This is a genomic window from Mycolicibacterium agri, assembly GCF_002553505.1.
In the GTDB taxonomy this organism is placed as follows: domain Bacteria; phylum Actinomycetota; class Actinomycetes; order Mycobacteriales; family Mycobacteriaceae; genus Mycobacterium; species Mycobacterium agri.
The window spans coordinates 25598-48009 of record NZ_PDCP01000046.1; the positions used below are offsets into that span (position 1 = coordinate 25598).

A 22412-nucleotide genomic window follows, 5' to 3' on the forward strand; every position below is an offset into this window, starting at 1 on the left:
CGACGATGGATGACGTCGCCCGCATCGCGGGCGTCTCAGCCTCGACGGTCTCGCACGTTCTCAACGGCACACGCAAGGTCAACGACGAGACACGCCAGCGCGTGGAGGCGGCTATCGAGGCGACCGGGTACCGGCGCAACGTCGTCGCACGCTCACTGGCGGCCGGCCGAACCAACACCGTCGGGCTGTCGATCTCCGCCTTGACCAACCCGTATTTCGGGAGCCTGGTCCACGCGGTGGAACGGGCACTGTCCGACGCCGGCTACGTGCTGATCGTCGGCGATTCCCACGACCAGGCCGAATCCGAAAAACGGGTCATCGATTCGCTTTTGGGCCGCAAGGTCGACGGGATGATCGTCGCGCCTGCGGCCGGGTCGGAACGGACCACGCTGCCCGAGATCATGCGCACGGGAACGCCGCTGGTGCTGATCGACCGCGGCGCCGACATCGACCGGGACCAGGTCGGGCCGGAGAACTTCTCCTCGGCGCGGTCGTTGACCGAGCATCTGATCGACCTCGGGCATCGACGGATCGCGGTGGTACGCGGCCTCGCCGGGATCTCGTCGACGACCGAACGCTTCGACGGATATCAAGCCGCGTTGGCGGACCACGGCATAGCGGTCGACCCCGACTTGATCCTCGACGGCGAATCCAACACCGACGTCGCGGAACGCGAAGTGCTCACGCTGATGTCGGGTGCGAATCGGCCTACCGCGATGGTGTCGATGAACAATGCCATGACGATCGGAGCGCTCAAAGCCCTTCGCAGGCTTGACTTGTCGATTCCCGGCGATGTGGCGTTCGTGTGCTACGACGACTTCGAGTGGTCGGATCTGTTCGAACCACAGCTGACCGCCGCGGCGCAGGACGTCGAAACGATCGGCGCGACAGCGGTGCGACTGCTTTTGAGCCGCATGCGGGGAGACGACGGGCCGCCGCAGCTCATTCGCGTGCCGACGACGTTTCAGCACCGCAATTCCTGTGGATGCGCCTGAGGCCCCGTGCGCCTCCACACCGCGAGCGCTCAACTACGTACAGTTTTGGGCCCGAAACCTGTACAAGGATGAGCGCTGGCGGCTTCGTAGTAGTCTCGTGCGCGCAGTCAGCTGGAATCCGATTGCGTCTCCACTGTATGGGCTATGGACGCGAAGAGCGGTTTCGACGTCCATAGCCCATACGCTCGCGACGAAGTGACGAGTCGGAGCCGTCACGCTAGTTGTAAATGAACGGCAGCGGTGACGAGAACGGCCCATAGATCCGAGGCGACGAAACCTGAGGCGGGGCCGCGTCGATCGCGGCGTGGCCGGATTTCTGGCAGATCGTCGCACTGCCTCCGCTCGTGCAGGTTTGAACGTTGGCCGCAGACGCCGTCGGGCCGCAGCGATTGCCGCGCCGATGGCACCACTGACAAGCACAGACGCGAGAAGCCGAAGTTTCATTGTCATTCTTGATCTCTCCCTACTCTGCACTCGAATATGTTGTGCAGTAGCGTGATTGCTTACGTTCACCACGCTAGGCAGAGGGACACTGCAAGTCGTCTGCTTCATAGCGATTGCATATGAAGCACAACGGTATTCGGCCTATCAGACCGACGATATGAATTGTCTATGACTTGTTTGCGCCGGCGTCGGCCTGCGTGTACTCAGTGCAAAGTGGGCCGGTAGGTGAGTTCCTGGATGCGGCCGTCGAGCGTCCGGCTCTCGATCAGCTCGAGGTCGAAATCGGCCGCGCCGTGAAAGATCGGACCGTCACCCGTCTGCCCGGTAATGACAGGAAACAGCGTCACCTGCACGCGGTCCACCAGGCCCGCAGCCATGAGTGCGGTTCAGAGCGAGGCTGCCGTGTGAGCGCAGCGGCACGTCGGACACTTCCTTGAGCCGCGCCACGGCGTCGGCGGCGTCGCCGCGGGCAACGGTCGCGTCCGGCCAGTCGAGGGGCTCGTTCAGGCTGTTCGAAACCACCGTCGCCGGTAGGTTCCTCATCCGGGTCACCCACGGATCGCGCACTTCGGAGTCCTCGGTGCTTTCGGCGAGCATTTGCGCGAACAACCGGTAGGTGTTGGCCCCCAGCACCATTCGCTGCTGTTCGCCGTACTGGGCGAAACGGTGGGCGAGAAGTTCCGGTCCCTGCTTGCCCCAGTATCCGCCCCAGTCGCCGCCGCTGACACTGCCGAAGCCGTCAAGGCTGGAAAAGACGTCGAAGGTGTACATCGCGGTCATGAGGGTCTCCTCGGCATTGTTGATGGCGTCGGAGATACAGACTGCCGGTGACGGTGAAAGTCACCGCGGCGAGTAACGCTCCTGGTGCACCACCGTCTGCAGCGGCGAGCGATCCCGCCATCCGTATCGCTCGAGGTCGGGTGTGCCGGGCAGTTCGCTGACGTGGCCGACGCAGAGCCAGGCGACGGGCCGCACGTGACTGGGCATCCCGACGAGGTCGCGCAGGAATTCCTCGCGGTAGAACGAGACCCATCCGACGCCGAGGCCTTCCGCGGTCGCCGCCAGCCACAGGTTCTGGATCGCGCACACGACCGAATAGAGGCCGGCGTCATCGATGGCATGCCGGCCGAGAACCTGCGGGCCGCCGCGGGTGGGGTCGTAGCCGACGACGATGCCGAGCCCCGAGTCGCAGATGCCCTCCACCTTGATCCTGGCGAAGGTGTCGGCACGCTCGCCGTCCAGCGACGCGGCGAAGGCGTCGCGCTCGCGCATGACGTGGTCGCGGAACCTCGTCAGTGTGTCCGGTGAACCAACGAGGATGAAATCCCACGGCTGCGACATGCCGACAGAGGGTGCGGCGTGCGCGGCGCCGAGCACACGTTCAAGGACGTCGGGGGCGACCGGGACTCCGGTGAACTCGCGGCGGGTGTCGCGCCGTCGGTGGATCACGTCATAGAGGTTTGCCGCAGCGGGCAATCGGACAGTGCTCATCGCAGGCCACCTAGTTGTTCGGTCGGTCGGTAACGATAGTCGGTGGGCTCACCGCACCCATCGCGGCGTCCACACTCGACCGGATGATGTCAGACGGGTGGTTGAAGCGCCCACGAGCACAAGACATTTCATGTCGATGGTGTCGGTGTCCATGTCGTCGAGGGTGGTCACCTGCAGCGACTCCTCGGCGCGCCCGACGTCGCGCCCGATGACCACGACGGTGTCACCGGGCCGATGTGCGAGCAGGATCTTTCGCGCCACGGCGATCTGGTCGGGCCGCGACCGCGACGCGGGGTTGTAGATGGCAAGTACGAGATCGGCCTCGGCGACGGCCCGCAGCCGTGCCTCGATGACCGGCCACGGCTTGAGCCGGTCGGACAGGCTGACGACGGCGAAGTCGGCGCCGATCGGCGCACCGGCCCGCGCGGCGACAGCCTGAACCGCCGACACCCCGGGCAGCACGCGGATCGGGACATCGGCGTAGCGAGGATCGACTGCTGCTTCGAAAACCGCTGCGGCCATGCCGAATACGCCGGCATCGCCGCCGGAGACAACCGCCACCTTCTCGCCGCGGAGGGCCAGGTCTAGCGCGAAGCGCGCGCGGTCGAGTTCGACGGTGTTGCCGGAGGCGTGCCGCTGCAAGCCTTCCCGCTGGGGTACGCGGGCTATGTACGGTGCGTAGCCGACGACGTGGTCGACGTCGTCGAGCGCCGCTGTCGCCTCCGGCGTGAGCCAGTCCCGCGGCCCTGGTCCGAGTCCGATGACGAGCAGCTCGCCTGTCTCACTGCGAGTTTCGTCGGCAGGAGTTACGACGGCGCGTGAGCGTCGACCGTTGAGGGAGTCGCCGTTGACGACGATGAGAGACAGGTACGGCACCGACGCCTCGTCGACGTCGGCGACCGGTAGCCAGCGCTGTTCGGCGTGGCTGGCCCGTTCCACGTAGACCGCATGCGGTAGCCGACCCGCCGCCGCGAGGGCGCGTCGCACCGCGGGGAAGGTGCGGCGGCCGAGCTTCATGATGATCGCGGCGTCGGTATCGGCGAGACGACGCGCGAGTTCTGCTTCCGGCAGGGTGCCCGGCAAAACGGTCAGCACGTCGGTCTGCCGAACAAGCGGTGATGCCGTCGCGGCGGTGGCCGCGACGAACGCGGGCAGCCCGGGAATGACCTCGGTCGGATAGGCGCCGCTGAGCCGGTCGTGCATGTACATGAACGAGCCGTAGAACAGCGGATCGCCTTCGGTCAGCAACGCGACGGTGCGGCCCGCGTCGAGGTGGTTGGCCAACCGCGCCGCCGATTGCTCGTAGAAATCCGCCAGCGCACCCGCATAGCCGCCCGGATGGTCGGTGGTTCCGGTGGTGACCGGGTAGCGCAGTTCCTCCTCGATGACGTCGTCGGGAATGAGGTGCGCGGCGATGCCGCGGGCGTAGGACCGCTTGTTGACTCCGGCGTGATAGGCGATGACGTCGGCGTCGCCGATGACCCGCGCAGCCTTGAGGGTGATCAGGCCCGGATCGCCCGGTCCGAGGCCGACGCCGTAGAACCGTCCGACGGCTGTGGCCGCGACCATGACGCCTCCCGCTCTGTTGCACAAATCACCGCGTCGTCTCTATGGTAGAACCACGCTGTGGTCAACCTATAGCCGGGGAGGTAGTCGTGACGACGTCGGTGAAGCGAACTCCGGCAGGCGAACCGCGGGTCGGGACGGCCCCGCAGAGGTCGTAGCGCATGGTCAACCTCACGCGGATCTACACCCGAACAGGAGACGGCGGAACGACCCGTCTCGGCGACATGAGCCAGACGTCCAAGCTGGACCCGCGGCTGGAGGCGTATGCCACCGTCGACGAGACCAATGCCCACATCGGTGTCGCGCTGAGCGCATCGAGGATCGACGACGCGGTCGCCGCTGTCCTGCTCCATGTACAGAACGATCTCTTCGATGTGGGCGCGGACCTGAGCACGCCGGTCGTCGCGGATCCGAAGTACCCGCCTCTTCGGGTCACACAGGCCTACGTCGACCGCTTGGAGAAGTGGTGCGACGAGTTCAACGAGCACTTGGCACCGCTCAAGTCGTTCATCCTCAACGGCGGCTCACCGACGGCCGCACACCTGCACGTCGCCCGCACGGTCGCCCGTCGCGCCGAGCGCGCAGCATGGCGTGCCTATGAGGACTTCGCCGACACCATGAACAAGTTGACGATCACGTACCTGAATCGGCTCTCGGATCTGCTTTTCATCCTGGCGCGTTACTGCAACCGCGAGCAGGGCGACGTCATGTGGGTGCCCGGCGGAGCGCGGCACTGACCATGCGTCTCGCCACGCTCGGCTCCGCGCGGGGCTATCGCGCGACGTTTGAGATGGCGGGACGGGCAGCGATCGTCTTCGGCGGGCGAGGCGCGGCGGTGCGCCATGTCGCGGCGCTCCTGCAGGCTCACGCGACGGTTACGGTGGTCAGCAGCGAGGCCGATGCCAGCATCGAGGACCTCGCCCGCCGTGGCCACATCCAATGGCGGCGACGCGAATTCGTCGAAACCGACCTGCAGGACACGTGGCTGGCGGTGGCCGCAACCGAGCAGCCCGACCTGGACAACGCGATCGCGAGATCCTGCGAGGAGCGCCGGCTCTGGTGCCTACGAGATCCCGTCGTCGATCGCGGCGACGCGCGAGTCGGTCGGGTGACGCTGGTGGGCGGCGGTCCGGGCGCACCCGGCCTGCTGACGGTGGCCGGCCTGGAGGCATTGCGCGCCGCCGACGTCGTCGTCACCGACCGGCTGGCGCCCGTCTCGGTGCTCGCCGAACTCGGCCCAACCGTGAAAGTCATTGACGTGGGCAAGATCCCGTTCGGCAAGGCCACGCCGCAGCAGCGGATCAACCAGATCCTGATCGATCACGCCCGCGCGGGTCGTTCCGTCGTCCGGCTCAAAGGCGGTGACAGCTTTCTGTTCGGCAGGGGAGGCGAGGAGTTGATCGCCTGTGCCGCCGCAGGTGTGCCGGTCTCGGTGATCCCTGGAGTCAGTTCAGCGCTTGCCGTTCCCGCGTGTGCCGGGATACCCGTGACGCATCGCGGTGTGACGCAGGGTGTCACGGTTGTGTCGGGCCACGTGGCACCGGATGATCCGACCTGCACCCTCGACTACTCGGCGCTCGCCAGGGCGGGCACCACGTTGGTGTTCCTGATGGCGGTCACCAACCTTGAAGCCATCACTGAAACACTTATGCGGCATGGACTTTCACCCGACACCGCGGCGGCGACGATCGCGGACGGGTCTCTTGACCGGCAACGCGTCGTGCCAGGCACCCTCGAGACGATCGCCGCGAAAGCGGCCGCGGCAGGCATCAGGCCGCCGGCGGTCACGGTCATCGGGGCGGTCGCGGATTTCGACGGCGCGGCATCCGGGGACGCCGTGACCGATCTGTTGGCCGCCGTTACCAGTCGCTGAACCGCAACGGTTTTCCGATGGGTGCGAAGAAGCGTTCGACGTCGACTGGCGAAACGTCCGCCAATGTTGGCGGGCACCAGTTGGGCTTGCGGTCCTTATCCACCACGCGCGCGCGGATACCCTCCGTCAGGTCGGGATGCCGCGCGCAGTGCTGGCCCACCCGCAGATCCTGGTCGAGGCATTCCGTCAAGCCGTGCATGTTTGCGGCCCTGCACAACGCCTCGTAGGTCACGCACAGCGCCGTCGGAGACGCGGCGGCCAGTGACGCCATTGCGATTTCGGCAACGGCACTCTTTTCTTCGAGTAGCCGCGCCGATTCCAGGATTTCGAGAACGGAGTTCGCGCCGAAGACGCGGTCGATGGCGCCGCGATGGTCAGCGACCCACGAGGGTGGCTGCGCGTCGAAACCCTCGAGCGCTTCTGCGGGGTGCAGGTACTGCAGCCGCTCGACGACGTCGTCGATTTCGCCGTGGGGCACATAGTGATCGGCCAAACCCATGTAGAGCGCGTCGCCCGCGCTGAGATGGGCCGCGGTGAGCGCAGCGAACGCTCCGGTCCGCCCAGGCGCTCGCGAGTACAGCCACAGTCCGCCGATGTCAGGCGACAGCCCGATCAGCACTTCGGGCATGCCCAACCGCGTCGAGTCGGTGACGATGCGGTGCGAGGCGTGCGACGCCAGGCCCACGCCGCCGCCGAGCGTCAGACCGTGGGCGATCGACACCACGGGCTTGGGGCAGGTGTCGATCAAATGGTTGAGGCGGTACTCGTTCGCCCAGAACTCCGCCAGCGCATCCACCTCGCCCGACGCGATCATGGTGCGGACCCGCTTGATGTCACCGCCCGCGCTGAACCCGCGCTCGCCCTCTCCGCGGATCAGGATGGTCGCCACGGACGCGTCGGCGACGGCCGCCCGTAGCGCCGCGGTGACGGCGTCGATTTCCTCCGGACCGATCGCGTTGATCGCCGCCGGCTTGCGCAGCGTGATCGTGGCGAGCCGGCCGGTGACCGTCAGCGCCGGTCCGGTGCCGGCGGTTGACCTCAAGCGGTGACGGCTGGCGCCGCCTTGGTGGCGGGCGCTTCCTCGAGGACGTTGTTCTTGGTCTCCGGCAGAGCCAACACACAGAGCAGGCTGACTGCCGACAGCGCCGCCAACAGCACACCGACCCAGATGCCGTCGTGGCTGGCCACGATCTGCGACGCCAGGATCGGCGGAATGGCGCCGCCGATGATGCCGCCGAGGTTGTAGCTCAAGCCCGCGCCGGTGTAGCGGAACCGGGACTGGAACATCTCCGGCAGTAGCGCACCGGCCGGCCCGTTGGCGACGCCGTACACCGACAGCGTGACCGTGACAGCGATCAGGAAGGCGATCGGTGAACCGGTGTCGAGCAAGGGGAACATCGCGAGCGACCACACCACGGTCAGGGCGTACGCGCCCGCGATGACCTTCTTGCGGCCGACTTTGTCGGAGTAGATGGCCGCGAGCGCGGTCACGATGCCGAGCACCACCGAGGCGATCATGCCGAAGCCGAGGATCATCGTCCGGGTGAACTCGAGCTTCGAGGTTCCGTAGCTCGTCATGAACGTGGCGCCGGTGTAGAACATCGAGAACACGGTCGACATCGCCAGGCCGGAGATGAGGATCTGCTTCCACTGCACGCGGATCGCGTCGGCGAACGGCAGCGTCACCTCCGCGGCTTGCCGTTCCCGATTGCGCTTGTGGGCCTCGAACACCGGCGTCTCGTCCACCGACAGCCGGATGTAGAGACCCACCATCACCAACAGCAGCGAGGTGATGAACGGCAGCCGCCAGCCGAAGTTGAGGAACGCCTCGCTGGTGTCGCCGACGGTGATCGAGGCCAGGAAGAACGTTCCGCTGGCCAGGAAGAACGCGCAGGCGGGTCCGAGCTGCGGGTACACCGCCATTCGTCCGCGCTGGTTCTTCGGGGCGTATTCGGCGGTCAACAGCGTCGCGCCGGCCCATTCCCCGCCGAGCGCCAAACCCTGTAGGAACCGCATCACCACCACGATGAGCGGCGCCCAGAAGCCGATGCCGTTGTCGAAGACTCCGAACACACCTGTGTCGAATCCGGGCAGGAACCCGATCAGCACGGTCGACAGACCCATGATGAGCAGCGTCCACACCAGGGTGCGCTTCCGGCCGATCTTGTCGCCGAAGTGGCCGAACAGAATCGAGCCGACCGGCCGGGCGAAGAACGCCACACCGAAGGTGGCGAACGACGCCATGGTCCCCATCGCCGGGCTGACGTCAGGAAAAAAGATCTTGGGAAACACCAACGCAGCGGCGGTGCCGTAGACGAAGAAGTCGTAGTACTCGATCGTCGTGCCGATCAGGCTGGCCCCGCCCACCTTGCGGAGGCGGCGATCAGTGATCTTTTCCGGAGCTGCCAGATTCGAGCTCGGTGGATTCATGTGGTCTCCAAACTGGATGGATCTCTCTATGGTCCTACCACAATTGTGGTAAGCGCCACAAGTGTCGTCCACGAGTTGCTCCGGCCACACGCTACCTTGACCGCCTGACCTGGTCACATGTATGGTCCGACCACACGTTGGTCGTCCAGCGTGGGCGACCCTACTTAGCTGAGTGGAGATGAGCCGTGGCAGCCGAGATGTTCTACGACGATGACGCCGACCTATCGCTGATTCAGGGCAAGCGCGTGGCGGTGATCGGATACGGCAGCCAGGGACATGCACAGGCGCTGTCGCTGCGGGACAGCGGTGTCGACGTCCGCATCGGGCTGCAGCCGGAATCGAAGAGCCGAGCCAAAGCCGAGGAGCAGGGCCTGCGCGTCGTCACGCCCGCCGAAGCGGCCGCCGAGGCCGACGTGATCGTCGTCCTCGTTCCAGACCAGCATCAGCGCACGCTGTACACCGAGGAGATCGCGCCCGCATTGCGCGCAGGCGACGCGCTGGTCTTCAGCCACGGCTTCAATATCCGATTCGGCTACATCGCACCGCCGGGCTACGTCGACGTCTTCATGGTCGCCCCGAAGGGTCCCGGCCACCTCGTGCGGCGCGAGTACGAGAACGGGCGGGGTGTGCCGGTGCTCGTGGCCGTCGAACAGGATCCGTCGGGCAACGCATGGCCGCTGGCCCTGTCATATGCCAAGGCGCTGGGCGGGTTACGTGCCGGTGGGATCAAGACCACGTTCGCCGAGGAGACGGAGACCGATCTGTTCGGTGAGCAGTCCGTGCTCTGCGGCGGCGCGTCGCAACTGGTGATGTACGGGTTCGAGACGCTGATCGAGGCCGGCTACCAACCGGAGGTGGCCTACTTCGAGTGCCTGCACGAGTTGAAGCTGATCGTCGACCTCATGTACGAAGGCGGAATCGCCAAGCAGCGCTGGTCATGTTCGGACACAGCCGAATTCGGCGACTACGTATCGGGACCGCGGGTGATCACGCCCGACGTGAAGGAGAACATGAAGGCTGTTCTCGCCGACATCGTCGACGGCAGCTTCGCCAAGCGGTTCATCGACGACCAGGACCGTGGTGGGGCGGAGTTCCAGCAACTTCGCGCACGCGGTGAACAACATCCGATCGAGAGCACGGGCCGCGAGCTGCGCAAGCTCATGAGCTGGATTCAGCGCGACGAGGACTACGCGGGCACCGCAGCGCGGGTCTGATGACTGTCCTCGGCGACCGCGACGTACGGCACGACCGGCCGTCGGCGTCGCCACCGGTGACGTGGAAGGTGATCGTCGCCACCGACGGCGCCTGGACGGGCGAGCTCTACTCCAGCCGTCCGGGGCGCGGCCGCATCGGCTTCACATCGGTCGAATCCTTTTGCGCCGCAATGATGGTTGTCACCGACTGGCCGCTGGGGCCAGTCGGTGACGCAACGGCACCACCTGTTCAATCAGCCCGGCCACGTCCAAACGCACGTGCGCACACCCGCAAATTCATCGTCGCCGCGAGCGGTTCGTGGATCGGTGAGCTGTACCGGACCCGACCGGGCCTGGGGCACCTTCACTTCGGCACGTTCGAACAGTTCCTGCGCGCCGTCATGGACATCACCGGCTGGTCGCTCGACTAGCCGGCGCGCCTCCTTCGCCTCTCAGTGTGGGTTTTCGTATTACTCAGATTCCGGGCGACGACTCGTTACTGGGCGTCGTTCGCTGTTCGACGATGTCGGAAAATCGCCGCGCGATGTAGTCGCCCGCTCGCACCGCCAATGCTCCTATGGTCGACGTGGGATTGACCGCTCCTCCAGTGGTGAGAGAACTTCCATCGACTATGAAAAGGTTTGGCACATCCCAAGTCTGGTGCCATTTGTTCGTCACAGAGTCCTGCGGGTTGTTGCCCATCCTGCACGTTCCCATCAGGTGCCATGCCGGCGGCGGGTTGAGTACGCCGGTGTCGTTGGTTTCGACGGCGCCGAGCGCGCGCGCTGCGTCGAAGATCCTGTCGATCCCGAAGTTGGACAACGCGATATCGTTCGGGTGAGGCTCCCAGTTCACGTGCGCGGCGGGCAGGCCGCTCGAGTCCTTCACGTCGGGATCGAGCGTGACGCAATTCGTCTCTACAGGCAGATCCTCGCCAAACATGAACACCATGAGGTGGTTGCCGAAATGTTCGTTGAAGAACTTGCGGTGGTCTTTGCCCCACGGGGCGATGTAGCCCGTATGACTGCCCATCGCCGCGAAAGCGGCTCCGAAGCTGCGCGCCACCTGCATTCCGAATCCGTTGACGAAACCTCGGTTCGTATCGGTGTGGTAGAACTCGTGCGAGTACAGCGGGGCACCGAAGGCACCCTTGTACCCTTCCATGGGCTGGTCGAACCACGCGTCGCAGAACGCGAAGATATGGTGCATCAAGTACTTGCCGACCAACCCATTACTGTTTGCAAGCCCGTCGGGGTGTCCCTTCTGGGCACTCATCAACAGTAGGCGTGGAGTGCCGATGCCGTTGGCGGACACAACGACAATCTTTGCCTTTACCTCGTGTCGTTGGCCGGTACGCCTATCCAAATAGATGGCGCCCGTTGCCTTTCCGTTCTTGGCGACGATCTGCTCGACCCGTGCGTGTGTTCGCAGGTCTGCTCCCAGTGCGACCGCTTTCGGCCAGTGGGTGTGCGTAGGCGTGCTCAACGACCCGGTTGGGCTGCCAGAGAGTTCATTGCCGGCCGCGATATCGGCGTCGCGACCTTCGCGGGGACGGGTGATGATTGCGTTGTCGGAGGGCCACCAGTGCCAGCCCAGGCTGCTAAGGGCAGAAGCGAAACTGCGGCCGAGCTTGCCGGGGCGGACAGGCGGGTCACGGTCTACGCCCGTGCGGTCCGGGTATGACGGGTCGCCGACCATCCCCGAGATGCCGTATATCGCATCATTCTCGTCGTAGTACGGCGCCAGCTCTTCGTAGCTGATGGGCCAGTCGATAGTGCCTTCGAGGCCGTGCTCGGTGCCCTTGCGGAAGTCGACCGGTTTGTACCGGGGCCAATGACCCGCGTAATGCATTGTGCTGCCGCCGATGTTGTTCATCAGGTACGGCGTGGTGAATCCGGTGACCGGGTAATCCTCGGGAAGTCCCCTTACGTTCGGGTCGTATGCCCAGCCGCGCTGTTTCTCGATCTCCCATTCGCGGTGGTGATGCGGGTGCTCGGTCGGGGTTACCCACGGACCCTGCTCCAGGCATACCACCCGGTAGCCGGCCTCCACCAACTTGAGGGTCACACCGGCCCCGCCCGGGCCCGATCCGATGACCAGGACGTCAGTTTCGTTGGCCACTGCCGTCATTTCTCCTCTTCCTTGGTCGTGCGGCCGTTGAGCCACGTGAGCTTGCTGAGGTCGACACGGACGACATCTTCGGTGCGGATGTAGCCCGCCCCCTGGCCTGCAGTGGCAAGTGACTCGTCGTCCCAGTCCTCGATGCAGTGCAGGTACCCGTAAGGGAGCGGAGGACCGTGATAGTCGCGCCCAGCCGGGATTTCTCGCTGGATCGCCGCAATCACACTGTCAGCGCAGTAGTAGCCGTAGTAGACGAGGCTTCGCAGCTGCCCGAATATCTCTTCGTCGTCCTTTTCCATGCGTTGCAGTACTTGGGTGCGGGCTTGGGCGTCGGAGTCGGCGAATTCCTCACCAAGAACGGCCAATGTGCTCTTGAGGCGGTCCTCGCCGAGGTAGGGATAGTGCTTGGGCCGGAATCCGCTGGGCGTGGTGTAGCGACCGAAGAAATTGGCGATCCCTACTTCGCTGGGTGCGGGAAATCCATTGCCCGGAGGGATCAGCGTGTCGGCGATGGCCGCGATGATCTTGGTCTCGGCCTCATCGAACTGCACGGGTACGGCCAGTCCTCCGAGCCGAGGGCGTCCCGTCTCGAAGTCCGGCTGCTCAGACCGATCTGTTCCGAGAGCTGGCGCTCCTGAAGGACCGGCGATCGTATCGTCCTGCGTCATCTTCTCTCCTTCAGCCGTTTATGGTGATCTCCGTGAATGCTTGAGGTCGACGCAAAAAGCCGCCGCACGGCCGGTAGTCACAGCGGTGCGCCGGCCCAATCGGTCGACTTCGCCAGCGACCGGTCGAGATTGATGCCGATGTGCTTGACCTGCGTGTAGCCGTGCACGGCTTCGAGGCCCTCTTCTCGGCCGACGCCGCTTTGCTTGTGGCCTCCGTGGGGCGCCATGGGCAGTTCGCCGAACCAGTCGTTGATCATCACGGCGCCGACTTGCAGGCGCTTGGCGGTGTCGAGAGCATTGGTTATGTCCTGACACCACAGCACGGCGAAGAGGCCGTACTCGGAGTCGTTGATTGTGGCAATCAGGTCGTCCACCGAGGACCAGCGCATCACGGCGGTGACCGGACCGAAGATCTCTTCGCGTGCGATCCGTGCGTCCTTCGGGACGTCGACGAAAACCGTTGGCTCGACGAAGAAGCCGCCGCGCGCTGTCTGGGAAGGTCGTCCTCCGCCGTAGAGCAGTCGCGCTTCCTGTTTGCCTATCTCGATGTATTCGCGAACACGGTCGTAGTGCTTCTTGGACGCTAAGGGACCCATCTGGGTGTTCTCGTCGAATGGATCACCGACTTCTGCCATCTCGAGTCTGGCGACGAGCATCTCGAGGAAGCGGTCGGCGATTTCTTCGTGTAGGAAGAGCCGGCTGCCTGCTACGCACACCTGCCCGGCGCGAGAGCAGAATCCTTGAACAGCCACTTCGACGGCATCGTCGAGGGCCGCGTCAGGGAACACGACAAGGGGGCTCTTTCCGCCGAGTTCGAGATTGACTTGGGCAATGTGCTGTCCCCCGAGCCGCGCCACTTCGCGACCGGTTTCGGTGGAGCCGGTGAACGTGATACCCCGCACTCCTGGATGCGCAGCCAGGGCGGCGCCGGCCTCTTCGCCATATCCGGTCACCACGTTGAAAACACCGTCGGGCAACCCGGCTTCATGGACGAGTTCGGCGAATTTCAGCGCTGATAAAGAGGTGTCCTCGGCCGGCTTGACCACACAGGTGTTACCCAAGGCGAGAGCGGGGGCAACCGAGCGAATCAGGATGAGCAGCGGGTAGTTCCAGGGAATTATGTGGGCGGTCACCCCGAGCGGTTCAAGCAGCGTGAAGCTCAGTTTGTTGCCGGGAACGGCGATCGTGCGGCCGCCGATTTTGTCAGCCGCCCCAGCCCAGTACTCGAGCCATAGTGGGAGAGCAGCGACGAGTTCACGCGCTTTGGCGAGGTAGTGCCCCGAATCCATGGCTTCGATGGATGCAAGCTCATCGGCATTCTCGGTGACGAGTTCGGCGAGCCGCCGAAGCATTGCGGCGCGCGCGACCGCGTCGGTGAACTGCCAGGACACGGCGGCGCGTTCGGCTGCCCGCACCGCAGCGTCGATATCGACGGCGTTGCCTCGGGGCACCTCGGTGATGGTCGACCCGGTGCTCGGTTCGACAGTTGGGAACGTGGCGCCGTTGTGAGCCGGTGTCCATCGGCCGTTGATGTACATCAGAGCCGTGGTGGCGGTGCGCCTTTGAGTGTTCGCTGAGAGTGTTTGTGTCATGCTTCTCCTCTTGGCCTATTTCGAGCACCGCATGGATGTCGAGTTCTCGCGGTACGAAGGATGTTCCGGGTTGGCGTTTGCTATTCGCCCACGCAGTTGTGCGAATTGCGGCGGAATCTCTTGCCGAACCGTGATGGCGGACGCTTCCGCTGTTCCATGTGAGTCAGCACACAGCCGGGCAGACGTTCGGCGCAAGAGTTACATTGCGTTACACCGCTGCTTGCAGTCCCGGGCGGCAGTACTTCAGGCGGTTACTGGCGTGCTGCCGAGGCGTCACGCACAATGCAGATGTGCATGGTCCGACCACACCGGAGCCGGCGATCGCACCTGGGCAAGACCCGCGTCGTTACGCCAAGTTGATGGCTGAGGTGTACGACGCCACTATGGCCGGTCGCCGGGCCAGGACGCGTCCGAGGCAAGTGATCTGGGATTCGTGGCAGCGGCTGATGAAAAAGGGACTCCGCCCAGACCGCCAAACTCCGCCTGTTGCGGACGCGAGCACCGTGAAGATGCTGCGTCAGGAGTCCGGATTGATGTCGGTCGTCGAACTGGTGTCACACGGTTTAGGCTCGATGATTTCGAGCGGTGAGAATATTCTCGCCATCGCGGATGCCCAGTGCACGGTGTTGTGGCGGCAGGGCCCGCCGAAGGTTCTCGCGTCCGCAGATAGGCTCGGTTTCGTCGAAGGAGCGCGCTGGTCCGAGATCGCTGTGGGTACTAACGCGCTCGGCACTGCCTTGGTCTCGCAACGCGCGGTCCAAACGTTTTGCGCCGAGCACTACAACCGCAACCAACACCCGTGGACATGCGCTGGGGCGCCGATTCGCAACTCCCGGAGCAACAAGGTGATTGGCGTAATCGACGTAACGGGCCCCGCGGCGACGGTCCATCCGGCCACTGTGGCCTTGATCGATGCGGTCGCGCGGCTCGCGGAATGCCATCTGCGCGAGCAGCATGACAACTCGATGAATCGGCTACGGGCTGTCGCCGCCCCCATCATCGCGCGGGTGGGTGCACCCGCTCTGGCGGTCGATACTGACGGGTGGGTGGCGGCGGTGGACTCGATACCGGTGCAGAAGCGGATCCTGTTGCCGGCAGAACTCGCCCCTGGTAGCGCTTGGGTACCAGAGGTGGGTCTGTGTGAAGTCGAACCACTGCCCGGCGGGTGGCTGGTCAGACCCGTCGACGACGGAGTCGAGCCGACGATCGCCAAAGTGACACTTGATCTTCGGGATAGCGCTGTGCCGGTTCTTGAGATGCACGGCGACTTCGGAACCTGGCGGCACGATATCTCACTGCGGCACGCCGAGATCCTCTTGATTCTCTCCTCGCAGCCACGGGGGCGGTCAGCACCCGAACTGGCCGCCGACCTGTACGGGGATCGCGCCCGAGTTGGGGCGGTGAGAGTCGAGATGTCGCGTCTACGTAAGCAAATCGTCGGGATAGTGGCCAACCGGCCTTATCGGTTCGTCGACCGCATCCCTGTGGAGGTGCGTCGCCCGGCAAACCCAATGGAGTTGCTGCCCGGTTCTCAGTCCCCTGCTATCCGCGCATTGCGTCACTCTTCGGGCAGCAACCAGACGACGGCGCATTGATGAGCACTCGTCTCGGCAACTTCGAAGCTCCTGCATTGATCAGGAGGCACGCCCGAGCCTGCTGAGTCCGGTCGGTCGGCGGCTGGCTTCCCATACCGCGGTGAGCAGTCGTGCCGCACCGTGTCCATCACCGGCCGCGATCGCGTCAACGATGGCCGTGTATGCCATTGCCTGTGAGCCGGTTTCAGGAGTATCCGGTGGGGGCACAGACTTGTTCATGGCGCCGGCCAGCATGACAGCCAGCGCGTTGCCCGACATCTGCAGAAGACGCGAGTGGAAGTCGGCCTTGAGGTCGTCGAGGATCTTGTGATCCTGCGTTAGGTTCATCCGGTCGACCAGGGAGCGCAATTCGGCGATGTCGGAGCCGTTCTCGGCCACTTCCGCCGCCTTGCGGGCGGCGACTTCCTCGAGCAGCTGGCGCACCTCGACGAGATCGTCAGGGCTGAACGAGCCCACGTGCAGATGCATGCGCAACACCATCGCCATCCCGGTCGTGTCGCGGCTGACGACCACCGATCCCGACGACGGGCCTGCACCGGTGCCGGCTTTGAGGACGCCGACCGCTTCGAGAATCCGCAACGCCTCGCGGACCGCCCCGCGGCTGACTCCGAGCACTTCCGCGAACTGGCGCTCAGGCGGCAGACGATGGCCGACCTTCAGTTCGCCGGTGCTCAACTGTGATTCGATCTCGGCCACGACCATTTCGTGGGTCCGTAAGCGCGCCAACGGTTTCCATCGCGCCGCAGAACTGGTTTCGGCTGCCGCCATGATGACCTCCCGCAGGGATTCGGCGTCCCTGATCCGTGGATGTGACAGCGGGCCTTCAGGTCTGACTTCACCCCCCAATCGAATGGGGATGTCACAGTAGCGCGACTGTGCTGGATTCACACCAGCTTCATCCGGCCCGCAACGATGATCCTACGGCATGGCCGATAGCGGCTGCGCGGTCCGCCGTGAGGTCAGCCGGCCCACTTCATTTCGGTGAAGCCGACGGCGCGGTAGAAGTCGCGGATGTGCTTGGTGACGCGCTCGACAGCCAGATCCCCGTCGCGGGAGGCGATGGCGTCGACGATCGCCTCGTGTTCGTCGGTCACCTGCTTCATGGTCCTCTCTGGGTCTTCGAGAGTCTCGAATGCGCTGACCATCGCCTGGCGCAGTGCTTCCCGCAGCGCCGCCATGAGCACGGCCGCCAGCCCGTTGCCCGATGCGCGGGCGATGCGGACGTGGAACGCGGTATCGAGGTCGTTGAACGACGCGGTGGTGTGCACCCCGCGCATCTGCTCGACCAGCTCGCGCAAGTCGGCGATGTCCTCGTCGGTGGCGCTCTGCGCCGCCTTGCGCGCGGCCAGCCCCTCCATCTGCAGGCGAACCTCGATCAGGTCCTCCAGCGTGAACGACGCCAGCTGCAGATGGAGCCGCATGACCATCGCCATGCCGGCGACACTGTCCTTGACGATCATTGACCCCGACGTCGGACCCGAGCCGGTGCCCGCTTCGACGACGCCGATAGCCTCCAGGATGCGCAGTGCTTCGCGCACCGCGCCGCGACTGACGCCGAGCGCCTCGGCGAACTGGCGTTCCGGGGGTAACCGATCGCCGGCCTTGAGCGTGCCCGCATTCAACCGGGCCTCGATCTCGGCCATGACTTGCTCATGGGTGCGCAAGCGAGGAAGAGGCTTCCACACCGACAGAGGTTCCTCGGTCACCCTTCCACCCTTTTCCTTGGAAAACTCCCGTGCCCCGATGGTAACGACCACACGGTGGTTTGACCGTACTCCGGGTCGCTACCGTCGGGCAGGTCTTAGAACACCGGCGTTTCCTGGTAGCTGCCGAACACCTCGCGCAGCGCCCCGGTGATCTCGCCCATCGACAGGTGCGCCCGCACCGCTTCGATGGTCGCGGGCATCAGGTTGGCGCTGTCGTCGCGGGCGACGGCGAGGAGGTTGTCCATCGCCGCCTTCGCCCGCTGCGGATCCCGGTCCGCGCGGACCTGCTTGAGCCGGCGGATCTGGCGTGCCTCGGACTCCGGATCCAGCTTGTGGACCTCGATCTTCTGGTCCTCTTCGGCGTCGACGTACTTGTTGACGCCGATCACCGGCCGGTCGCCACTGGCCTTGCGCTTGGCGTAGTCGTAGGCGCTGTCGGAGATCTCCTTCTGGAAGAACCCCTGTTCGATCGCCGGGACGACGCCGCCCATCGCCTCGACCTTGTCCATGTATTCGCCGATGCCCTTTTCGATCTCGTCGGTCAGGGCCTCCACGTAGTAGGAGCCGCCGAGCGGGTCGATCACGTTGGGGACATTGGTCTCGTCGGCGATGATCTGCTGGGTGCGCAGGGCCAACTTCATCGCCAGCTCGCTGGGGATGGTGTAGGCCTCGTCGAGTCCATTCGTGTGGATGGACTGCGCGCCACCGAGCACGGCCGACAGCGCCTGCAGCGTGGTCCGCACGATGTTGACCATCGGCTGCGGCTTGGTCAGCGTCGCCGCGGCGGTCTGCGCGTGGAAACGCAAGCGCATCGAATTGGCCTTCTTGGCGCCGAAGTGCTCCTTCATCATCTTCGCGTAGTACCGGCGCACCGCACGGAACTTGGCGACCTCTTCGAAAAGGTCGGCCTGCGAGACGAAGAAGAACGACAGCCGCGGCGCGAAGGTGTCGACATCGATGCCTGCGTTCACCACATCCTCGACGTAGGCCTTCGTGATCGCCATCGTGAAGGCGACTTCCTGCACCGCGTTGGCGCCCGCCTCGCTGATGTGGTACCCGCTGATGTTGACCGGGTTGTAGCGTGCCATGTTCTCGGCGCAGTAGGCGATGCAGTCACGCACGATGCGCATGCTCGGCCGCACCGGGAAGATCCATTCCTTCTGCGCCACATACTCTTTGAGGATGTCGTTCTGGATCGTGCCGGACAGCTTGTTGAGGTCCATGCCGCGGTCCTCGGCGACCGCGATGTACATCGCCAGCAGGATCCACGCCGACGGGTTGATGGTCATCGACACCGAGATGTTCTCCAGATCGATGCCGTCGAAAAGCGCTGCCATGTCCGGCAGCACGTCGATCGCCACGCCCTCACGGCCGACCTCGCCGAGGCTCATCTCGTCGTCGCTGTCCAGACCCATCAGGGTGGGCATGTCGAAGTCCACCGAAAGACCGGTCTGGCCTTGGGCGATCAAGTACTGGAAGCGCTTGTTGGTTTCCTCCGCCTGACCGAATCCCGCGATCTGACGCATGGTCCACTTCCGCCCGCGATACATCGTCGGGTAGGGGCCGCGGGTGAAGGGGTACTGACCCGGAAAGCCGATTTCCTCGAAGCTTTCCGGCAGATCCTGCGGACCGTAGACGCGCTTGACGGGCAGGCCCGCGCCGGTCAGATAGGTCTCCCTCGACTCCGGGGCACGCTTGATGAACTCGGCGAGTTCATTGCTCTCCCACGCCTCGAGATCGGCCTGCGCCCGCTTGCGCAATGCCTCGGACGCAAGCCGCAGTTCCTCGGGGGTCGACATGTCGTCGGTCATTGGTTTCCTCTTCCGTTGATGTCAGTGGGGTCTACGGACATGGCGGTCAGAAGGCGGGCGGCGGCTTGCCGCGGTTCCTCCGTGCGGGCGATCAGGGCATCGACGGCGTCATCGAACCCGCGGTAGCCAGGCCGAAGCCGCTCGGCCATGAGAGCCTCTGCGGCCCAACGGATCCGGGTCGCCGCATTTCGTCGCTCGACTTCACGCAACCCGCCATGGTTGCTCATCCAGCTGCGATGCTCGGCGGTCTGGTCGAGAAGGTCGGCCACGCCTTCGCCGGTGGATGCGGTGGTCTTCTGGATCGGCACGTTCCACTGATGCGGCTGGCGATGGCTCAACCGAAGCGACTCGCGCAGTTGCTTGACGGTGAGGTCGGCGCCCGGCCGGTCGGCCTTGTTGACGACGTGGATGTCGGCGATCTCGATGAGGCCGGCCTTGATCGCCTGGATGTCGTCGCCGAGGCCGGGGACGCTGACGACGACGACGGTGTGGGCGACGCTGATGACGTCGACCTCGGCCTGGCCGACGCCGACTGTTTCGAGGATGACGACGTCGAATCCGGCGGCGTCGAGCAGCACGATGCCGTCGAGCACCGCCCGTGACAGGCCGCCGGTGGCTCCGCGCGAGGCCATCGAGCGGATGTAGATGTCCTGGCGGCCGGCCAGCGCGGTCATGCGGATCCGGTCGCCGAGGATCGCTCCGCCGGAGTAGGCGCTCGACGGGTCGACGGCAAGGATCGCCACGCGCTTCCCGCGCGCCACGTACTCCTGAGCCATCGCGGTGACCAGCGTGCTCTTCCCGCTGCCCGCGGGTCCCGTGATGCCGACGACGTGGGCGCGTCCGCTGTCCTTCCAGATCTCGGCGAGCAACTCTGACGCCGCATCCGAGCGGCTTTCCACCAGGGTGAGGCCGCGCGCCAGCGACACCTGCGAACCCGCGCGGATGCGTTCTGCCAGTGCGCCGATCGAGTCGACCGTCGTCGCGATGTTCGTCACGTCTGCCCCCGGTCGAGGGACTCGAACAGGTTGCGGTCATCGATCACGCGGCGCGCCTTGAACTCGGTGCGCTCGAACGTCGCTGGCGGAACCGTCACCACCTTGGCGCCGACGCCGAGCACGTTGCGCAGGTCGTCGCCGACCTTCTTGATCCAGACATCTTCCGCGACAGACGTTTTCTGGGCGTCGAACTCGCACTGGACCACCAACTCGTCCATCGCGGTCTCACGGGTGATGATGATGCGGTGCTCGCCGCCGTAGCCTTCGGCGCTCATCACGATCTCGTCGATCGCGTTGGGATGGACGTTCTCGCCGCGGATCTGGAACATGTCGTCGAGCCGCCCGTAGATGCCTTTGGGTAAAAACGGGTAGGTGCGGCCGCGCGCCTTATCGGGCGCCTCCCAGCTGGTGAGGTCGTTCGACAACAGCCGGATCATCGGTTGAGAGGTGCGCTCGAGGGTGGTGTACACCGGTGTGCCCTCGCTGCCGTAGGGCACGCGGCGCATCGTCTGCGGGTCGCATACCTCTGTGTAAACCAGGTCCTGCCAAGCGAATACGCCCGGGGCGTTGTCGCTCGCGCCGAGATGCATCCACGGCGCGACTTCCCCCATGCTGCCCGAGTCGTAGACCTCGACGTCGAAGGCATCGATGATGCGCTGGCGGATCGCGGGCACACTCGCGCCGGGCTCACCCGAGAAGAACATCTTGCGCAGACCGAGTCCGCGCGGGTCGATGCCGTTCTCCACGGCGACCTCGGCCAGGCGCAGCGCGTAGGACGGGGTGCCGTAGAACACCGTGGCCGACATCTGGCGCATCCACTGCAGCGTGCGCAGGCTCTGCCCCGCGAAGCCGGCGCCGAACGGAAAGACCGCGGCGCCAAGCCTTTCCGCGCCGCTGTAGGCGCCCCATGAACCCCAGTACTGCGTCAGCGGCGAGCCGATCAGGACGACGTCCTCCGGCCGGATACCCATGCCCCACATGACGCGCGCGTGCGCATTGGCGACCGCCACCCAGTCGCGTTGGCTGATCCCGAAGGCGGTGGGCCGACCGGTGGTGCCCGAAGTGCCTTTGATGTGAGTGACTTCCACGGGGTCGATGCACAGATAGCTGCCGTAGGGCTCGTTGGCCGCCTGGTCTTCGCGCAGCTCTTCCTTCTTGACCACCGGAACCTGCTCGAAGAGTTCGAGCGAGGTGATGTCGCCGGGTTCCAACCCGGCCTCGGTCCACTTGCGGCGGTAGAAGGGGGCGCGCTCCCAGGCGTATGCCATCAGCTGTTGGATCCGGGCCAGGATCGCCTCGTCCCGCTGCTCGGGATCCATCGTCTCCCGGATCGGGAACCAATGCTCCTGAGTGGCCGGCGGCCGATAGTCCGGGTCGTATGACGGAGGCCAGCCCCAACACTCCATCTCGGCCATCAGAACTTCGCCTCCACCGGGGCGACCGCCCTGATGGTCTCGACGATCCTCTCCGGCGTCGTGTCCTGCCCGAGTACTGCCGCGACGCCCATCTTCTGCAGTTCGACCACGTCCTCGTCGGGCATGACGCCGCCTGCGACGATCGCGAACCGCGGCCGCTCCTCCATCTGACCGAGGATTTCGAAGATCTTGGTGAAGATCGGCATGTGCGCGCCGGACAGCAAGCTGACGCCGAGGACGTCGACGTCTTCCTGGACGGCGGCCTCGATGACCTGCCCGGGGCTGCGGTGAAGTCCGGTATAGATGACTTCCATTCCGGCATCGCGCAACGTGCGGGCGACGACTTTGACACCGCGGTCATGCCCGTCGAGGCCGATTTTCGCCAGCATCACGCGAATGGGGAGCGCCGACGGTTGATTCATAAGCTCACCTGTTCTATGGGAAAACCAATCTGTGGTTCGACCATAGAACAGACAACGTGACCGGCGCAACAGCAGAGCCCACCCCCGCCCCGCAC

The 22412-nt window shown here is 65.1% G+C and carries 19 protein-coding genes and 1 pseudogene; 6 read left to right on the top strand and 14 right to left on the bottom strand.

Annotation, left to right across the window (positions count from 1 at the left end; translation table 11 throughout):
* Positions 1 to 5: 5 nt before the first annotated feature.
* A complete protein-coding gene (locus CQY20_RS22095; protein ID WP_234816357.1) occupies positions 6 to 995 on the top strand; it encodes a LacI family DNA-binding transcriptional regulator in 990 nt (329 codons plus the stop codon).
* Between the two features lie 647 nt (positions 996 to 1642).
* On the opposite strand, the pseudogene CQY20_RS22100 reads toward CQY20_RS22095, so the two are convergent.
* From CQY20_RS22100 to CQY20_RS22110, 3 genes and pseudogenes are all read right to left on the bottom strand, one after another.
* Positions 1643 to 2219 (bottom strand): annotated as a pseudogene (locus CQY20_RS22100) (dihydrofolate reductase family protein).
* Between the two features lie 60 nt (positions 2220 to 2279).
* Positions 2280 to 2930 (bottom strand): 5,6-dimethylbenzimidazole synthase, encoded by a 651-nt coding sequence (gene bluB / locus CQY20_RS22105; protein ID WP_097942227.1) that lies wholly within the window; start codon positions 2928 to 2930, stop codon positions 2280 to 2282.
* 48 nt (positions 2931 to 2978) lie between these two features.
* Entirely contained in the window at positions 2979 to 4499 is a 1521-nt protein-coding gene (locus tag CQY20_RS22110) for a precorrin-2 C(20)-methyltransferase (protein ID WP_097942228.1), read from the bottom strand.
* Positions 4500 to 4657: 158 nt separating this feature from the next.
* Between CQY20_RS22110 and CQY20_RS22115 the strand changes: the two genes are divergently transcribed.
* Positions 4658 to 5233: a cob(I)yrinic acid a,c-diamide adenosyltransferase gene (locus CQY20_RS22115; protein ID WP_097942229.1), complete on the top strand. Its 576-nt coding sequence runs from the start codon at positions 4658 to 4660 to the stop codon at positions 5231 to 5233.
* Positions 5234 to 5235: 2 nt separating this feature from the next.
* Positions 5236 to 6369 carry a uroporphyrinogen-III C-methyltransferase gene (cobA, locus tag CQY20_RS22120; protein WP_097942230.1) on the top strand — a complete coding sequence of 378 codons (1134 nt, stop codon included), beginning with the start codon at positions 5236 to 5238 and terminating at the stop codon, positions 6367 to 6369.
* Here cobA and CQY20_RS22125 read toward each other — a convergent pair.
* Positions 6356 to 7411: an enoyl-CoA hydratase/isomerase family protein gene (locus tag CQY20_RS22125; protein WP_163701066.1), complete on the bottom strand. Its 1056-nt coding sequence runs from the start codon at positions 7409 to 7411 to the stop codon at positions 6356 to 6358. The genes cobA and CQY20_RS22125 overlap by 14 nt on opposite strands.
* A complete protein-coding gene (locus tag CQY20_RS22130; RefSeq protein WP_097942232.1) occupies positions 7408 to 8799 on the bottom strand; it encodes an MFS transporter in 1392 nt (463 codons plus the stop codon). Before CQY20_RS22130 ends, CQY20_RS22125 begins: the two co-directional genes overlap by 4 nt.
* Before the next feature lie 197 nt (positions 8800 to 8996).
* Between CQY20_RS22130 and ilvC the strand changes: the two genes are divergently transcribed.
* Together ilvC and CQY20_RS22140 are read left to right on the top strand one after the other, a co-directional pair.
* The gene (gene ilvC, locus CQY20_RS22135) at positions 8997 to 10013 is read left to right on the top strand and encodes a ketol-acid reductoisomerase (RefSeq protein WP_097942241.1); all 1017 of its coding nucleotides are present in this window, start codon (positions 8997 to 8999) and stop codon (positions 10011 to 10013) included.
* A gap of 56 nt (positions 10014 to 10069) precedes the next feature.
* The gene (locus CQY20_RS22140; RefSeq protein ID WP_133119109.1) at positions 10070 to 10423 is read left to right on the top strand and encodes a hypothetical protein; all 354 of its coding nucleotides are present in this window, start codon (positions 10070 to 10072) and stop codon (positions 10421 to 10423) included.
* A gap of 43 nt (positions 10424 to 10466) precedes the next feature.
* Here the strand turns inward: CQY20_RS22140 and CQY20_RS22145 are convergent, their stop codons facing one another.
* The 3 genes from CQY20_RS22145 to CQY20_RS22155 all read right to left on the bottom strand — a co-directional run bounded on the left by CQY20_RS22145 (position 10467) and on the right by CQY20_RS22155 (position 14373).
* Positions 10467 to 12122, bottom strand: a complete 1656-nt coding sequence (locus tag CQY20_RS22145; RefSeq protein ID WP_097942234.1) for a GMC family oxidoreductase — start codon at positions 12120 to 12122, stop codon at positions 10467 to 10469.
* Positions 12119 to 12781 carry a gluconate 2-dehydrogenase subunit 3 family protein gene (locus CQY20_RS22150; RefSeq protein WP_097942235.1) on the bottom strand — a complete coding sequence of 221 codons (663 nt, stop codon included), beginning with the start codon at positions 12779 to 12781 and terminating at the stop codon, positions 12119 to 12121. Before CQY20_RS22150 ends, CQY20_RS22145 begins: the two co-directional genes overlap by 4 nt.
* A 77-nt stretch (positions 12782 to 12858) precedes the next feature.
* Positions 12859 to 14373, bottom strand: coding sequence for an aldehyde dehydrogenase family protein (locus tag CQY20_RS22155; RefSeq protein ID WP_234816356.1), 1515 nt, complete (start codon positions 14371 to 14373; stop codon positions 12859 to 12861).
* Positions 14374 to 14663: 290 nt separating this feature from the next.
* On the opposite strand from CQY20_RS22155, the gene CQY20_RS22160 reads away from it, so the two are divergent.
* Positions 14664 to 15968: a GAF domain-containing protein gene (locus tag CQY20_RS22160; protein ID WP_371871114.1), complete on the top strand. Its 1305-nt coding sequence runs from the start codon at positions 14664 to 14666 to the stop codon at positions 15966 to 15968.
* A gap of 39 nt (positions 15969 to 16007) precedes the next feature.
* Here the strand turns inward: CQY20_RS22160 and CQY20_RS22165 are convergent, their stop codons facing one another.
* From CQY20_RS22165 to CQY20_RS22190, 6 genes are all read right to left on the bottom strand, one after another.
* The gene (locus tag CQY20_RS22165; RefSeq protein ID WP_097942238.1) at positions 16008 to 16736 is read right to left on the bottom strand and encodes a FadR/GntR family transcriptional regulator; all 729 of its coding nucleotides are present in this window, start codon (positions 16734 to 16736) and stop codon (positions 16008 to 16010) included.
* A gap of 191 nt (positions 16737 to 16927) precedes the next feature.
* Complete coding sequence (locus tag CQY20_RS22170; protein WP_097942239.1) at positions 16928 to 17674, bottom strand: FadR/GntR family transcriptional regulator; 747 nt, start codon at positions 17672 to 17674, stop codon at positions 16928 to 16930.
* 95 nt (positions 17675 to 17769) lie between these two features.
* On the bottom strand, positions 17770 to 19485 hold the full coding sequence (locus CQY20_RS22175) for a methylmalonyl-CoA mutase family protein (protein WP_163701069.1): 1716 nt from the start codon (positions 19483 to 19485) through the stop codon (positions 17770 to 17772).
* Positions 19482 to 20480, bottom strand: coding sequence for a methylmalonyl Co-A mutase-associated GTPase MeaB (gene meaB / locus CQY20_RS22180; RefSeq protein WP_207767306.1), 999 nt, complete (start codon positions 20478 to 20480; stop codon positions 19482 to 19484). Before meaB ends, CQY20_RS22175 begins: the two co-directional genes overlap by 4 nt.
* Positions 20477 to 21895: a phenylacetate--CoA ligase family protein gene (locus CQY20_RS22185; protein WP_207767307.1), complete on the bottom strand. Its 1419-nt coding sequence runs from the start codon at positions 21893 to 21895 to the stop codon at positions 20477 to 20479. Before CQY20_RS22185 ends, meaB begins: the two co-directional genes overlap by 4 nt.
* Positions 21895 to 22317, bottom strand: a complete 423-nt coding sequence (locus CQY20_RS22190; RefSeq protein WP_097942240.1) for a cobalamin B12-binding domain-containing protein — start codon at positions 22315 to 22317, stop codon at positions 21895 to 21897. The genes CQY20_RS22185 and CQY20_RS22190 overlap by 1 nt, the downstream gene beginning before the upstream one ends.
* Positions 22318 to 22412: the final 95 nt, after the last annotated feature.

Bases quoted from the DNA above. Each gene is read 5' to 3' on its own strand.
- CQY20_RS22130 (WP_097942232.1), bottom strand. From the start codon at position 8,799: ATGAATCCACCGAGCTCGAATCTGGCAGCTCCGGAAAAGATCACTGAT.
- CQY20_RS22190 (WP_097942240.1), bottom strand. From the start codon at position 22,317: ATGAATCAACCGTCGGCGCTCCCCATTCGCGTGATGCTGGCGAAAATC.
- CQY20_RS22155 (WP_234816356.1), bottom strand. From the start codon at position 14,373: ATGACACAAACACTCTCAGCGAACACTCAAAGGCGCACCGCCACCACG.
- CQY20_RS22115 (WP_097942229.1), top strand. From the start codon at position 4,658: ATGGTCAACCTCACGCGGATCTACACCCGAACAGGAGACGGCGGAACG.
- CQY20_RS22145 (WP_097942234.1), bottom strand. From the start codon at position 12,122: ATGACGGCAGTGGCCAACGAAACTGACGTCCTGGTCATCGGATCGGGC.
- CQY20_RS22175 (WP_163701069.1), bottom strand. From the start codon at position 19,485: ATGACCGACGACATGTCGACCCCCGAGGAACTGCGGCTTGCGTCCGAG.
- CQY20_RS22185 (WP_207767307.1), bottom strand. From the start codon at position 21,895: ATGGCCGAGATGGAGTGTTGGGGCTGGCCTCCGTCATACGACCCGGAC.
- CQY20_RS22150 (WP_097942235.1), bottom strand. From the start codon at position 12,781: ATGACGCAGGACGATACGATCGCCGGTCCTTCAGGAGCGCCAGCTCTC.
- cobA (WP_097942230.1), top strand. From the start codon at position 5,236: ATGCGTCTCGCCACGCTCGGCTCCGCGCGGGGCTATCGCGCGACGTTT.
- CQY20_RS22095 (WP_234816357.1), top strand. From the start codon at position 6: ATGGATGACGTCGCCCGCATCGCGGGCGTCTCAGCCTCGACGGTCTCG.
- CQY20_RS22110 (WP_097942228.1), bottom strand. From the start codon at position 4,499: ATGGTCGCGGCCACAGCCGTCGGACGGTTCTACGGCGTCGGCCTCGGA.
- bluB (WP_097942227.1), bottom strand. From the start codon at position 2,930: ATGAGCACTGTCCGATTGCCCGCTGCGGCAAACCTCTATGACGTGATC.
- ilvC (WP_097942241.1), top strand. From the start codon at position 8,997: ATGTTCTACGACGATGACGCCGACCTATCGCTGATTCAGGGCAAGCGC.
- CQY20_RS22165 (WP_097942238.1), bottom strand. From the start codon at position 16,736: ATGGCGGCAGCCGAAACCAGTTCTGCGGCGCGATGGAAACCGTTGGCG.